The 16137-nt window shown below is 35.3% G+C and carries 10 protein-coding genes; 6 read left to right on the forward strand and 4 right to left on the reverse strand.

Features of this window, described 5'->3' with window-relative positions; all coding sequences use genetic code 11:
• The first annotated feature begins 5 nt into the window (after positions 1 to 5).
• The 3 genes from MY04_RS20665 to MY04_RS20675 all read left to right on the forward strand — a co-directional run bounded on the left by MY04_RS20665 (position 6) and on the right by MY04_RS20675 (position 5446).
• Positions 6 to 1784 (forward strand): RagB/SusD family nutrient uptake outer membrane protein, encoded by a 1779-nt coding sequence (locus MY04_RS20665; protein ID WP_066213698.1) that lies wholly within the window; start codon positions 6 to 8, stop codon positions 1782 to 1784.
• A 30-nt stretch (positions 1785 to 1814) separates the two neighbouring features.
• Positions 1815 to 3410: a hypothetical protein gene (locus MY04_RS20670; RefSeq protein ID WP_066213700.1), complete on the forward strand. Its 1596-nt coding sequence runs from the start codon at positions 1815 to 1817 to the stop codon at positions 3408 to 3410.
• A 218-nt stretch (positions 3411 to 3628) separates the two neighbouring features.
• On the forward strand, positions 3629 to 5446 hold the full coding sequence (locus tag MY04_RS20675) for an arylsulfatase (protein ID WP_205960544.1): 1818 nt from the start codon (positions 3629 to 3631) through the stop codon (positions 5444 to 5446).
• Between the two features lie 29 nt (positions 5447 to 5475).
• Here MY04_RS20675 and MY04_RS20680 read toward each other — a convergent pair whose 3' ends face one another.
• Entirely contained in the window at positions 5476 to 5751 is a 276-nt protein-coding gene (locus MY04_RS20680; protein ID WP_066213706.1) for a hypothetical protein, read from the reverse strand.
• Positions 5752 to 5882: 131 nt separating this feature from the next.
• Positions 5883 to 6794: a metallophosphoesterase gene (locus MY04_RS20685; RefSeq protein WP_066213710.1), complete on the reverse strand. Its 912-nt coding sequence runs from the start codon at positions 6792 to 6794 to the stop codon at positions 5883 to 5885.
• Positions 6795 to 7119: 325 nt separating this feature from the next.
• Between MY04_RS20685 and MY04_RS20690 the strand changes: the two genes are divergently transcribed.
• From MY04_RS20690 to MY04_RS20700, 3 genes are read left to right on the forward strand one after another with little or no spacing between them, the layout of a single operon-like run.
• Positions 7120 to 8679, forward strand: a complete 1560-nt coding sequence (locus tag MY04_RS20690; protein ID WP_066213711.1) for a sulfatase — start codon at positions 7120 to 7122, stop codon at positions 8677 to 8679.
• Between the two features lie 14 nt (positions 8680 to 8693).
• Entirely contained in the window at positions 8694 to 11618 is a 2925-nt protein-coding gene (locus tag MY04_RS20695) for a glycoside hydrolase family 2 protein (protein WP_066213714.1), read from the forward strand.
• A gap of 58 nt (positions 11619 to 11676) precedes the next feature.
• Complete coding sequence (locus MY04_RS20700; RefSeq protein ID WP_158297812.1) at positions 11677 to 13278, forward strand: sulfatase; 1602 nt, start codon at positions 11677 to 11679, stop codon at positions 13276 to 13278.
• Between the two features lie 6 nt (positions 13279 to 13284).
• Here MY04_RS20700 and MY04_RS20705 read toward each other — a convergent pair whose 3' ends face one another.
• Both MY04_RS20705 and MY04_RS20710 read right to left on the reverse strand, forming a co-directional pair.
• Entirely contained in the window at positions 13285 to 13551 is a 267-nt protein-coding gene (locus tag MY04_RS20705) for a hypothetical protein (protein ID WP_066213720.1), read from the reverse strand.
• 233 nt (positions 13552 to 13784) lie between these two features.
• Positions 13785 to 16130 (reverse strand): T9SS type A sorting domain-containing protein, encoded by a 2346-nt coding sequence (locus MY04_RS20710; protein WP_066213723.1) that lies wholly within the window; start codon positions 16128 to 16130, stop codon positions 13785 to 13787.
• Positions 16131 to 16137 lie beyond the last annotated feature (7 nt).

Raw genomic sequence — 16137 nt, forward strand, 5'->3', positions numbered from 1 at the left:
CAAGAATGAAAAAATTAATCAACATAATCATAGCGGGAGTTTTCTTAATCCCATCCATGTGGTCTTGTGCAGGCTTTTTAGACGAGACCAACCCCAATGCCATGACGACCAGTATCTTCGGTACCACTCCAGAAGAACTCAACATGGGACTCACATCGGTTTACAGTACTTTTAAGGAGAAGAACCTATTGGCCATTATCCAAGAGTACAATAGAGATGATATGACAATTATTGGTGTTGCGAAAGCATTGCCTACCAATAATGAGTTTTACTATAAAACATTTAACTCGGCAACATCCATAGTAAGTGATAAATGGTCGAGATTATATAAAGGAATCTTCAGGGCAAATCAGGTTATCGAAAACTATTATCAAGTATACCCTGAGGAGTTGGAATTGGATTTAGCTGGGGAAGAAGTGATTATCGAAGATGAAAACGATACACACCGTTACATCATTGCTCAAGCTCGTTTCTTTAGAGGACTTTTTCACTTCTACTTGCATTCATCATTTAATGAAGGAAGTATAATAATTTATGATTTTATTCCAGAAAATGAGACGGATTTCTACCAACATTTACAGGACGAAAGTGTGGTGAGAGAGTTCTTTTTGAAAGAATTAGAGTTCGCAAAAAACAACTTACCAATTGCATGGGAAGGTATGGATCAAGGTCGTGTAACGGCAGGTGCAGCTGCAGCAGTCATCGGTAAAAGCTACTTATACAGTGGCGAATACGAAAAAGCGGCTGAATATCTTAAAGATGTGATCGATAATTATGGATATACACTAACAGAGAATATCAACGATAACTTTAGTGAGTATGGAGAATTTAATTCGGAATCTATCTTAGAGATTTCATATTCTAATACATTCAACCAAGAGTTCAATGGAGGTGACGATGCACAAACTGCCAACGACCTTCCTCAAGCGTATAGCTTTGTAGGTGGATTCGGTGGTCATCAACCAAGTTTATGGTTAACCATGGCCTACAAAAACGATCCTATGGATCCAACTGACAATAGAAATTACTACGAAAATGAAGATGGAGATATGGTATTACGACCTTATTCGCTTAGAACATCGTATTCTATTGCCTTGGTAGATGATATCGTTCCTTATTATCAAACACTTCCTTTTGAGCAACCACAACCTTTCAGAAATCAAAGAACATCTTATTTCAGAAAACATACTCGATGGGAGACGCATACATCAGAAATCGAAAATGGTTTGGTGCGTTCTGGTCTTAATGTTAGAGTACTTCGTTTGGCCGATGTGTATTTAATGTATGCAGAAGCGATGATCAAAGGAGGAAAAGATGATGCAGGGTTGGCGGAAGCAATGAAATACATCAACAAAGTACGTTATCGTTCTGCTTTAGAGTTGATTGGCCCTTCAGCATCAAGTGAGTATTCATCATCTCAACACAACGAAATGGTATATACCGCTCAAACGTTAATGGAGCATTTGATGTACATTGAAAGGCCTTTGGAATTGTCATTGGAAGGTCATGCAATCCGTCAGATTGATTTAAGAAGATGGGGAATTACCAAACAACGTTTCGAAGAATTATCCACAAGAGAGTATCATGTGGGAACATACACTGCGGTAGGGTCAGATGGGAAAACCATCAATAAATGGGGATCCGTGCTGTTTGATGGAGCATCAGACAATAACGCAGTGAATAAAAATGAGTTTGGTATCTCGGCAGTGAATTACGTGAATTCATTACACGATTATTGGCCTCTTCCAAACGCAGAAACTATTTCAAACCCTAATTTCAATTAGGATTCCGAGAAATAAACTAAAGACAGAACAATGAAAAAAATTAAATATATCATAGGTATTCTAATGGTTATGGGCTTTTTCAGCTGTAATCAGAAAGAGTATGTGGCACCTTCGGAGTTTTCGGATGTAAAGTGGTACACAAGTAAATCCAATAACAACTTTACATTTACCGATACTATGTTTGTTGGGGTAAATAACTACATCGGCTTCACTGACCTTTCTAGAGGTACGGTAGAACACAATTGGTATGTTCCAGCATCAGCTAAGTTTTTGGAAGGACCGATTTCGAATAAGGTAAAAGATTTCACTCCTTATATAATTAATGATGGGGAATTGATTTCATCAGATCCAACCGTAAATGTATTGTTTACAGAAGCCCCTCCGAAAAAGGAAAATGGAGAAGATTCAATCCTTACGGTGAAACTATACAATACGTTTAGAGATTCAGTTTCTTTTACTGGTTTCGATACTTTGGAAGCGGAGTACATCAATGGACTTTGGGTGATCGAAAACGATTTCAAAGTGAAAGTATTTGATTCAGTGGAAGTGGATATGACGATCACCAAAGAATCGGGAGAAACATTTGATAATTACGATGACTCCACTGCCGTATTTGAAGTAGAATTCGGTGAGAAAATCACTTTCACAGATATTTCTACTGTAGGTGATCCGGATGCCCGTACGTGGAAAATTGCGGGTAAGGAATATACAGACGAAACCGTTACAGTAACAACAAGTGCATTGGGCAGACTAAATGTGATGTTGACCGCTAGAAGAGAGAATCCGGCACTTCCAGCCGGGATGAGACAATATACGGTAGCCGGTAAAATTATGGTTGTTCCATCAAGTAAACCGTTTGCTTTAGCAAGTACAGTAGATGAATTGGAGGATCAGACGATACAGTTTACTTACAATGGTTTGTTCAAAGATTTTACATCAGCAGATGCAAAAGCTTTCTTTACAGCAACGGTAAATGGTAACGAAACGTCTATCGATTTTATCGGAAGAGATGAGGGAAGTAATGCCACGATTAACATCAAATTATCGGAGACGATTTATAGTAATGATGTGGTGGTGATCAAATACAATGGAGGATTAAAAGCGACTGACGGACGTGAAAGTGGAGCTTTCGAAGAAACAGTCAACATGCACGAGGTAGTGTTATTGGACGAAGAAACATCAAAATTTACTAACGATGATAACGATATGTGGATTGTTGCAGCCAATACGCTTTCGAATCCAAATGCATCCATCACTTTAGGTACAGAAGAAGATGGATCGACACATATGGTACTTCAAAAATTAGGTACTGGACCATTACAATTAGAAGGTAGAGGTGGATTATTCAACCTTCAACAAGGAAAGAAATACTTGATTAAGTTTAAGATTTGGGCACCTGAGGGAGCAGGAGGTTATAAAATCTATATGGTAGACGATAGATGGCACGAACATAAATGGTTGGCACAAGAAAACCCTGCAGAAGAATGGGTAGAAGCAGAATACATTTATGAGAAAACATCTGTCGACAAACAAGGAGCATTATTGATTATGAACCTTGGTGGATTTGGTCCATTTAAAGTAAAAGAAATTACCGTAAGGGAAGCTGATATAAGACCAATTGAATAGAGTTAGATTAACAAATTGAACAATTGATGAAACCGATTTTGGTCATTTTTCCAAAATCGGTTTCTCTATATAAATGTAATAACGAATACAAAAGACTTTTTTTTAGGGGGGTATTTCTGATTTTAATATATCCCGAAGCAAGTCAAAACCCTTTATATCTATATCAATAAGCCACTTTATCTAGATTTGAAATAACATATTTATTGGACTATATGATGATGAAATATATAACAAGATCGACTATCGTATTATTAGTATTTTTCTCCTTTTTATATATCAAAAGTTGTAGTGATATTGATAAACCCAATGTGATTATTATACTTACTGACGACATGGGTTATGGAGATATTGCCGCTCATGGAAATAAGGATATTTCAACACCTCATATCGACCAACTACATGATGAAAGTTTAAGGTTGACGAATTTCCACGTAAATCCAACTTGTGCGCCTTCAAGAAGTGCTTTGATGACCGGAAAAGATGCCAATCGTGTGGGTGTGTGGCATACGGTGATGGGAAGGTCATTACTCTATGAAGAAGAGGAAACAATGGCAGATATATTTTCTGCCAATAATTATGCAACAGGCTTATTTGGGAAATGGCATTTAGGCGATAATTATCCATTTGCCCCTCAATATAGAGGGTTTCAAGAAGTCTTAACTCATGGAGGTGGTGGAGTCGGACAAACACCAGATTATTGGAACAACGATTACTTTGATGATGTATACCTAAGAAATGGTCAAGAAGAAAAATTCGAAGGGTATTGTACCGATGTGTGGTTTAGAGAAGCCTTGACTTTTATTAAAGAGAATAAAGAAAATCCGTTTTTGTGTTATATATCAACCAACGCCCCTCACACCCCATTAAATGTACCTTCTTCATATGCTGAACCATATCTTAAAAAAGGGATTCAAGAAGATAGAGCTAAGTTCTATGGTATGATTTCTAATATCGATGATAATATTGGCCTATTAAGGAAAAAACTGGAAGAATGGGGTATTGCAGATAATACCATTTTGATATTCATGTCGGATAATGGTACTGCAAACGGAGCAACTTTAAAAGGGAAACAACTATTAAGTGGCTACAATGCCAATATGAGGGGAGTGAAAGGTAGTCCCTATGATGGAGGACACAGAGTGCCATTTTATGTGTATTGGAAGAACGGAAATTTGAATCATGGAATGGATATTAATCAGCTCACTGCACATATTGATGTACTTCCAACGCTGATAAAAATGTGTGGTTTATCGAATGTTCCAACTATAAATTTTGATGGTATTGATCTATCTCAAATATTTTTGGGTAGTGATGAAAATTTAGATGTCAATCGAATTCTAATTGGTGATTCTCAACGATTAGAAACACCTAAGAAATGGCGTAACTCCTATGTGATGATGGGGCAGTGGCGATTAATAAATGGGACGGAATTATACAATTTAAAAAGGGATCCCTCTCAGGTAAAAAATGTATTTGATTTAGAACATCAGATAGTAAAACAATTAAAAGAAGCTTACGAAAAGCATTGGGCAGAAATCTCTCCATCATTTCATCGTTTTGCTTATATCAAATTAGGAAATGATGTGGAGAAAATATCTAAGTTAACAGCTCACGATTGGCATGTGGAAGAGCAACATAAAATTCCATGGAACCAGCAATTAATTCGAAAAGGACAAGAGGGAACTGGTCATTGGAAAGTGAATTTTGTCAAAGAAGGAAAATATAAGATTGTGTTAAGTCGTTGGCCAAAAGAAGTGAATTTGCCATTAAATGCACAAGCTAGACCCTTCTACTCAGATTACTGTGATTATCATTTAGAGGAAGGTAAGAAAATGGAATTCACCAATGCTTATTTAACCGTGGGTAATAAAACATGGGAACAAAAGGTGCAACCCAATGCTTCATCAGTCAGTTTTGATGTAGAGTTAAGAAAAGGAGAAACAGAAATGACAGCCTCTTTTAAAACATCAGATAATGTGTTGCAAGGTGCTTATTATGTATATGTGGAAAAATTAGGAATGTTTAAAAGTATATGACGATTTAAAAGATCTTAAAAAAGTACATCTTAATCTCTTAGATAAACAAGTATATCTTTTATTTCTGTTTGTATGGTCTTTTTGGTTTCAACATCTTTTAAAACATTTCTTAAAAGGGCTGAAATATTTTTATTAGGTAATTGTTCAAAATGATTGATGTCTTGCCAAACTATTAATTGAATATGTTTTGAAGTTTCTTTTTCTAATTTGGCATAAATGCCATAATTCATTTTAAGCAATAGTAATCTATGCTCAATGATGTATTCATCGTAGGTTGATCCTGCAAGTGATGCAATATTTTTCATGATAAAAGGCGAAAGTAGTCAATTGTAATTTACTCAATTTATAGATTGCACTGTGTTAAATATCCCTTTTATCATATAATATTATGAGGATAATTATAATTTACTTTTCAAATATCTATGTTTAAAGCTTTTCATATGGATGAGAACTGTTCAATGTTAAGTGCCTTTTCTCCATTAAAAGAATATGCTGCCAATAAACCTCCTTTAGCTACACTATAATCTAAACAACAAACATTGTTTTTATAAATATTGGGATTGTCTTTTAACCAATAGTGTCCAAAGAAAACAGGTTTCTCCGAGGAATCATAAAAGGAATTTTCGGTAATGAATGCATGATCTATGAGTTCATCAGAAAGTTGTTCGACTGGGTGGACACTGATGGACTGATACGTCATGCCTTCCATATTTTCCCACCACTTATAGCGAATTTCTTTTCTTTCATTTCCATCTTTATCAAAAAAAGATATTCCAGTAGGTAATTGGAGTTCTTTGCCTTTTAAAGTCTGTTCCACTGCGTTGGTAAACGGCGTATTCTTAATCGTCGATTTTTCGATTAATTCCGGTGTTAATCGATCGTTTTCTAAAAATGATCTTAGTAAATCTATATTCTTTTGGTCCCAGCAAGCGTGCACCACTCTTAGGTCATCATTCTCATAATATAAAGGCAAAGTGAGGAACCACTCTATATACTCCTCGTATTCTTTTTGTCTATTTTGAAACTGCTTTAGTGTCTCATAATGTTGAATGATGTTCTTTATCAAATGCGGTCTCAAATGTCCACCGCTAAATTTATGCAAATGAAAACAGATAGCATTGTATTCATGATTACCCATTACAGCAATAGCATGACCATGATCCACCATCGGTTTTACAATTTCTAAAGTCTCTCTGATTTTCGGTCCTCTATCAATAAAGTCTCCTACAAAAATGATCTTTCGAGAAGGATGTTGGTAGATGCCATCAATTTTCTGATAATGAAGTTGGGTGAGTAACTGTTCTAGTTCATCGGCATGTCCATGAATATCGCCTATTAAGTCGTACATTTTAATTTGGTTTTGAGTAAAAAGTGAGTGGTTGATTTTGGTCTTATAAAGATAATAGGCTTGGCGACAATTTTTCTATCATTCAGGTTTTATTTAAAAGTTTCTACTGATGCCCATTGAAGTTTCAAAAATACTTTATCGAAGGATGATGATAAATTTTATATTTCCTACTATTTAGTGCTCATTGATGTCAAATACGTGTTATTCATGATCAAAAATATGTTGTTTAATTCAAACAATTCAACCGATATTTACACCCATTACTTACTACCTAATTTTTAATGTGACTATAAAGAATTAGGGACTTACACATAAATAGAATGAAATGAGATTATCACTATTATTTTTATTACTAGCATCACAACTTCCTTGTTTTGGTCAGCAAAAAGAACAAAAGCCAAACGTTCTTTTAATCATGGTGGATGACTTAAATAATTATGTTGGATTTATGGGAGGTCATCCTCAGACGAAAACTCCAGGAATGGATAAATTGGCAGCTGAGTCAGTGATATTCACCAATGCTTTTTCGAATAATCCTATTTGTGCTCCATCAAGAGCGAGCTTTTTTTCTGGGTTATATCCACATACATCAAAGAACTTTGGGTTTAAGAAATTCCAAAAAAATGAAATCCTAATGGGCTCGAAAACCATGATGGAATTATTTATGGAAAATGGATATAAAGTGGCAGGCACAGGTAAATTGATGCATCATTTTGATAGAAAGTTATATCATCAATTTGGAGATAAATCTGATTTTGGTCCCTTCCCATTTAATGGGACTAAACCAGTTGGACACCCAAGTGTTCCAGAACCTTTTAGAAGTGTTGGAACATTAGACGGTAGCTTTGCTCCATTATCAGATGTTCCAACAGTAAATGGTAATGTAGGGTGGTTTGATAAGGTGAAAAATTGGCCAAAATATGAAGTAATACCTTTCAAATACAATAGTGATGATGATCGTGATTTAATGCCCGACGAGGTGAAAGCTCAAGATGCTATCAAATTCTTAAAGAGTTTTGAGAAAAATACCGATCAACCTTTCTTTTTAAGTGTTGGATTCAACAGACCGCACACCCCGTTGTATGTTCCCGAAAAGTATTTCAATCAATTTCCATTAGATCAAGTAAAATTACCAGATACAAGTTCTGACGTTTCTAAAATTTATTTTGATACACAAGCGGAAGGTAATTCAGGTCAAAAAGGATATACTCACTATGCAAAGCTTGTGGAGAGTTTTGGGAACGACAAAGACTTGGCTTTAAGAAAATACATTCAAGCGTATTTGGCTTGTGTCGCTTTTGTAGACGATCAGATTTCTGAAGTATTAAATGCCTTAGATAATTCTAATTTAGCAGAAAATACTATCGTGATCTTGGTATCAGATCATGCCTATGTGATGGGTGATAAGCAGTATCTATATAAAAATGCCTTATGGGATGAAGCCACAAGAATTCCGATGTTGATCAAATATCCTCAACAACAGAAAAAACATAAAGTAGATCATCCGGTATCATTAATTGATATTTATCCGACGTTAATCGAAATGTGTGGACTTGAGGGAACTACCATTAAAAATGAGAAAGGGAAGCCGTTGGATGGACATAGTTTATATCCTTTTGTGATCAATAAAAAGAATGATTATACCGGTAAAGAGTATGCGTTAAGTACAGTTACTGGAGGCATGGGGGATGTTGTAAAACGTAATCACTTCTCGATCCGAACAAAAGAGTATAGGTATATTCGATATGCGAATAATAAAGAAGAATTGTACGATCATAAAAAAGATCCTTTCGAAAAGAACAATGTAGCGAAAGATAAAAAGTACAAAGCAATTAAAGCGGAGTTATCCATGCTTTTGGATAATGAAATTTATCCAAACAAATAAACGACTCATTAGAAATGAATTATATACTTAAACAACTTATAGGACTTCTGTTCTTACTATTTACTGTCAATGTTTTTGGTCATGAGATCACGTCTCTAAATGGAGAGTGGGAGATTATTTATGATGATGAAAATGTAGGTAGAGAACAATCTTGGATTAAAAAAGAAGGTTTTGATAAATATCCTCAAAAAGAAAAAATAGAAGTTCCGAGCTGTTGGGAGACTTTCCGACAGGATTATGAGGGGGTAGCGATTTACAAGAAAGAATTTTTTGTGCCAAAGGATTGGGAAAATAAAAACGTGTCCATACAATTTGAGGCTGTCAACTATATCTCAGAGGTGTATTTAAACGATGAAGTTGTAGGCTACCATAAAGGTGGATTTACGCCTTTCGATTTCAGAATAAATAAAACCATTAAATATGGAGAGCAAAATACACTAATAGTTCGTGTGGTTTCTCCTGTATTGTATTCGGGTAAAGTAATCGATGGGATAGGACCTCATCAAACACCTATGTGGAGAGGTGCTCTAACCGGAGGAATTTGGCAAGATGTATCCCTAAAAGTAACTGATGATTACTTGGTAGATGATGTGTTTATCACTACGAAATATCAAACAGGAACGGTGAATACCGCTTTGTCAATAGAAAATACAGCCACTGAATTAAGAGAGGTAACAATCCAAGTGAATGTATTGGATAAAGATCAAAAAGTGGTTGCTTCTAAAAATGAAACAAAGACATTAACACCAGGTAAAAATGCCATCGATTATCAATTTGATATTGAAGAAGCAGAATTGTGGTCGCCTAAAAATCCTTACCTCTATACCGCTGAAGTAAAGGTATTGAAGCAAGATCAGTTATCTGATGAATGGGCTTTTAAATTTGGTATTAGAGAGTTTGTAATCAAAGAAAAAAAATTCTACTTAAACGGTGAAGAGTTTTTTGTAAAAGGTGGTTTTTTCGAAGGGGTATATCCCACAAAATTAGCCTATCCGGATTCTGATGAAATGGCTCGAAAAGAGATTCAAATGGCTTTGGACGCAGGTTTCAATATGATCCGACCTTGGAGAAAACCTCCTCCAAGAAAATGGTTGGACTTATGCGATGAAATGGGAGTATTGACCATTGGGTCTTTAGCCATAGAATGTATGCACAGACCAATTGCTTCACCAATGTTACCCGAAATGGTAGAAATTGAAGTGAGAGAAAGTATACTTCGAGATCGAAATAGAACGTGTGTCATCCAATGGGAATTGTTCAACGAATTGTGGCAACCGGTATTAATTCAAATGCTTCACCCTATGGCACTTTTAGCAAGAGAATTAGACCCAACTCGTTTGATCTTGGATGAGTCTGGCGGATTTGCTAACGGCGCGAATATTTATTTACCGGGCGAAAAAGTAGCCGTAAAATTCTCTGATATTCATACCTATCCAGGTTGGATTTTTGATGACAATAAATTCCAGGGATTAACTCAGGTTTCATGGTCAAAAAGCGAGAAAAAAGCGGCAGGGTTTGAGAAGTTGAGATCTCCAGGAAAGCACACAAAACCAGGGTCTATGGTATTTGTATCAGAAATTGGTTACGGTTCTATTCCTGATCTTGAACTAAACAATCAGATGTTTAAAGAGAAGGGAAATAAGTTGGCTCCAATGTACCGAGAACATATCCGATTAGAGAAAGATTTTAATACTGTTCTAGATGCTTCAGGAATGCGATCAGTCTTTCCTACGTTACACGATTTAGTAGTCGCACAACAGAACTATCATGGTCGCTTGAATAAGAGAATGATTGAAGCCTCAAGATCAAATTATCTAACGGCAGGGTATTGTATCCATGCTTTATCTGATGGCGATTGGATTATTGGAGGTGGAATTATCGACCTTTGGAGAAACCCTAAAGGTCAGGTATATGAGTTGACCAAAAAAGCCAATCAACCTCAATTAATCGTAAGTAGAATTCGAAATAGAAATATCAGAACTAATGATAAGTTAGGCGTAAAACTTTTTGGAATCAATGAATACGAAGAAGAGAAGGTATCCGTAAAAATGATCATTACAGATAATAATGGTAAAGAAGTCGCCAAGAAAACAGTAAAAGGAAAATTGTTACATGGCGTTTCCGATGTATTTGATGGATCTTTTGATACTGAAGGTTGGAGTGGTACTTATACTTTAACATCAGTCATGAAAAATGTAAAAGGTAAAGTCATTATTGATAACCAAGAAACATTTGATGTATTCGATGCAGAAGCTTTAAAAACACCTACTCAAAAGATCATGCTTTTGGAAGCTGACGATACATTTGCCAACTACTTTAGGAAAACAGGAATTCCTTTCGAATTATTCGATGGAAAGCAAAAAGCCAAGCATTTATTAATTGTGGGTAAACTATCAGAAGATGATGCATTTAAAGAGAAAGTGAAGCAAGCTAAATTGTTGGCAAAAAATGGTGGGACTGTAGTATTTACTGAGGTGAAAGGAAAGAGAGTTAACGAGAAGAAGCCAAGAGAAATCTATACATCTTTACAACCAACTGATAATTTCCCTTACGATGTGCAGTTAATTGCATCCAATGGTTTATGGCATAATGCAGCACCTATTGTGACAGATCATCCTGTATTCAAAGGTTTACCAACAAAACAGTTTATGGAGGAAGTGTACTACAAAGTAGGAACCACCACAGCCATAGTTGCTCCAGAAGGTAAAAATATTGTTGGTGTAATTACACACGACCGCTTCCCAAATCAAGATCATATGTTAAGAAATTACATAGGTGTGGGTAAGGTATATTTTAATTCAGAATTCTTGGAGGTAAACGAAGGAAAAGGAAAATGTGTGTATACCACTATGGCCTTTAAAAAGTCGATTAATTCTGATCCAGCTACCCAAATCATCTTGAATAATATTATCCGATATTACTCGAATACTATCCAATAAAAGTATGGAGATAATGAGAAGTATAGTTGCAATTTTTTATATCACTTTTTTTCTGAGTATGAATTTTATAGTATCTGCTCAAGATCAAAAGAAACCTAATGTAGTCTTCATTATCGTAGACGATTTAAACGATTTTGAAGGAAAGTTTGGTGGGCATCCACAAGCTATTACTCCAAATATCGATCAATTAGCGGCTTCGGGTGTAACGTTTATCAATGCACAGACCAACGTTCCAGTTTGTCAGCCATCAAGAAACTCTTTGTTTACAGGTGTGTATCCTCATGAATCAAGAGATTTTGGTTGGACACCACGCAAAAAGCAACATGTAGTAAAGCATAATCTTACGCTTTTTGATGTCTTTAAAAAGAACGGATATAAAATGTATGGCTCGGGAAAAATGCTCCATAAAAACGATATAAAATTGTGGGATGAATGGGGAGTGCCTGAACGGTATAATTATGGACCTCATGCATTTAATGGTGAAAAGATTGTGGGTCACCCTTCCGTTCCAGAACCCTTCAGAAGTATCAATGTTTTGGATGGTTCTTTTGCTCGCTTATCAGATGTTCCTCAATTTGATAGTACAAAAACGACGTTGAACCCAGGTTGGGGATATCCTAAAAAAGAATTTAGATATGTCAATGAAAACGATAGAGATTTATTTCCTGATGAACAGCATGCCGATTGGGCGGCCAATAAAATACGTGAATTAGAAAAATCGGATACCAATGCTCCTTTCTTTTTAGGAGTAGGATTTGTAAAACCTCATACGCCATTGTATGCTCCCGACAAATATTTTGATATGTATCCTTTGGAAACGTTACAATTGTCCGTCATTAAGCAGGGTGATAATGAGGATACCTTTTTCAAGGATAATTACCCGATGTCGCAAATGGGGTTAAAGTATTATAAAGCGTTATGTGATTCCTACAAAGATGATAAAGAAGGATTAAGAAGAGTAGTGCAAGCCTATTTGGCATGTGTGACGTTTATGGATGATCAGGTGGGAAAAGTGATTCAAGCTTTGGATGAAAGTAAGTTTGCGATGAATACAATTGTAGTCTTTACAGCCGACCATGGATGGAATTTTGGTGAAAAAGAATATTTATATAAAAATTCTCCATGGGAAGAGTCAGCTAGAGTGCCTATGGTTATTCGATATCCCAACGGACAAATTACTGGCCTTGATGTAGAACAACCTGTTTCCTTAATTGATATTTACCCTACATTAATCGATTTGTGTAATTTAAAAGAAGAAAAACAAAACGTAGCAGCTGGAAAAATAGGAGGTTATTCGATGAAACCTCTTTTGGTCAATCATCAAAAAGAATGGTCGGGCCCGAATGGTGCCTTAACAGTAATGGGTGTGGGTATTTCTGAACCTGCGGAAGGTTTGGGAGTGTCTATAAATCCAAATGCAAAATGGCACATCAAAATCATTAAAGATTTACCACAGGAATATGTATTAAAGCAAACGTATTCTTATCGTACAAAAGATTTTAGGTATATCAGATACAAAGATGGAAAAGAAGAATTGTACGATCATAGAAAGGATAAATACGAATGGAATAACGTGGCTTCTAAAAAGAAATATCAAAAAGTGAAGGCACAATTGAAACAGGAAATGTTTAGTATTATTGGAGAAAGTATTCCTCAGTAATATGATTTAAGCAGCAAGTATCTCTTTAAATTCAGTGATAATGGTTTTGTCAAGTTCTATGTTTTGCAATATAGAATCTAGCATAAAAGTGATTTTATCTTTAGATAATTGATCAAAATGATAGGTGTCTTGCCATACTAAAATATGAATCAGATTAGCATGTTCATGCTTTATTTTGGCATAAACACCATAATTCATTCTTAGTTTTAGCAATTTATCATCAATTTCAAGAATATCATTTGCTGAAGTGGCTAGCGAAGAAATATTTTTCATAATAGGCACATTATAAGTAGTATATATTATTACGTATGATTGTTAGTTTGTATTGTTAATTATCAATTTTATCAAATGATATTGTTAGAATAATTATATTTTATATTAATTATTGATAGAGTATCAAGATAAATCTAATTTATGATATGATCAGAGTTTATGTAATTAATAGTCAGATTATTATCATATTTTTGAGATACGTACGGACGTTGCACTGCAACGTCCATACAAATTTATTTATTCACAATCAACCTGTAATATTTTATGTTTTTTTCTTTTTGAAGCTTTACCATCATAATCCCATACACCCCTTCTGGAATTTGAATTTTAGTTTCACCTATACCCAAAATATCTGATACTAACTTTTGTCCACTGATGCTATAGATCTCTACAGTTAAACCATCGATAGATGTATTATTAACATAGAAAAGTCCATTGTTTGGATTGGGGAAGATCTTAATATCATTATTGAAAATTGAAGATGATGTTGGCGGAATCTCATCTGAGTTGTAATTATTATCGGCACCAATATTAGGAGGAAGGTGAGTAATGTCCATGCTATTCCCAAAAGTATCTTGATTTGGTAGAAGTGGAATATCTTTAAAAATACCTTTTCCTAAGAATGGGAATTCAGGTTCAGGAAACGATTTACCTCCATTAATAGCTTTGCTGTCATCAGAAATCTGATAGCCTTCTTTATAACTTACTCCTTTATCAATAAACTTCGGATGACCATAATAAGGCTTTTTATCTAAGGATGTAAATCTACTTTTTATATCACCAAAATAGAGGTTATTCGAAACTATAAAATCACCTTGCATATCCAACTCGAGAACCTCGCCAATACTACCGTTTCCTTCATGGACAAAAATGTTATTGTAGATATAAGTGTTTTTACTAAACATTCTGATACTAGGTGTAAAATGATTATTGAGGTAAACAGTATTGTTGTAAATGTACACTCCATCGGATGGAATAGGATCGTTAGGTACTTTTTGACCATCCACAGTTTTTGAACCTACAAAACCAGACGTCCATAAAGTACTTCCATGATGATCTCGGAAGCTATCGTTCACACTTACACAAAAGCGATAGGTCACATTATGGTTGTTGCCTAAGACTTCGACAAAACCACCTTCACTGTCTTCAGAGTAATTGTATTGATAAATAATGTTTTTATTGTTAAAGTCGATGTGCATCCCATAAGAATCCCCTTTTCCTCTAATGCTGTAAGAAGAGTTGTATTGAGCTAGTATGTTTCTCGCGCTAAATACCCACATTCCACTTCCTCTACCTACCAAACGAGGTTCTTCGCTTCTACTATGGCCACTATGGTCGAAAAGGTTATTTTCTACCAACGCATTGTGCACTTTAGATAAGATAATACCCGAACCACCTGTTTTGTAGAAGATGTTATTCTTAATCACAAAATTGATAGAACGGTTTACACTATCCACTTCTGTATTTGTTCCTTTATGAATAGACCAAACTCCTGCTTTACCGATGTTGGTGAAGTAACAGTCTTCAATATGCACATCTCTAATAGTGACTTCTTTTCCATCAGTATTACTTTCTGATTCGAAACGTAGTCCGGTAACGTTATAAGAATTAAACTCTTCAGGAATAGATTCTCCAAAAACATCAGAGACTTTGATTCTTAAGAAACTTAAGTCTTTAGAAATAGAATTTCCCCACTGATTGGCTACGACTAATATACCAAAACTTTTATCACGTCCATGAGTGTAACGTTCATAGTTTTGTCTATCATTCTTTACCCAGATATCAGACATTATTACATGAGAAGCATTGACATATTTAATCGTTTCCATATAGTCACCTCCTTCAATATTACCTGAGCCCGAAAGGATTGGAAGTTCCCCTTCACCATAACTACTAATTGTTATTGGAGCCTCTTTTGATCCCATACATTTTACTTCAAAATAGCCCTCAAAGGTATCTCCTTTTTTAAATAAAATCTGATCACCAGGTTGTAATCGACCACCACTTTCTAATGCATTCGCAATCTGAGTCGCTTTGGCCAATGACTTAAATGGAGCATCAATGGATCCATCATTGACATCATCACCGTCATTGCTAAAGTAGAACGTAGTAGGCTGTCTTTCATAATCGACGTTGAAGACATTAAAATAATCTAGAAGTAGCGCACTACCTGAAGGCAAATAGAATTGTATCGTATTATCTCCTTCCTTTAAATCTATTGAAAAAGTAGTAGCATTCGCAGTTCCTTGATAAGCCCAATTGGAAGGGTTTAATTTCTTTTCCTCAAAATCAGCATCATTTACCTTTAGACTGAAAGGTTGCTCTACCCCTCCATTAAAATGAAATATTTGCAGTTGGTATTCCCCTTCTGTTGGTATCTCTACCAAAGTTAAAGTTAAAGTTAAAGTTAAAGATAAACCTGGATTTAGCTTAATAAATGTACCATTTGAAGCATTGTCATTGTGTTGTATTTCTGCGTTAACATCAAATTGACAATCCTCTGCTTCAATTGTCAAAAAAGTCTCTCCCCAACTTAATAGAGGAAGATAAAATAAGAATAGTAGGATAGTTTGTTTCATTTCATTT

It is taken from the genome of Flammeovirga sp. MY04 (assembly GCF_001682195.2).
GTDB classification, from domain to species: Bacteria; Bacteroidota; Bacteroidia; order Cytophagales; family Flammeovirgaceae; genus Flammeovirga; species Flammeovirga yaeyamensis.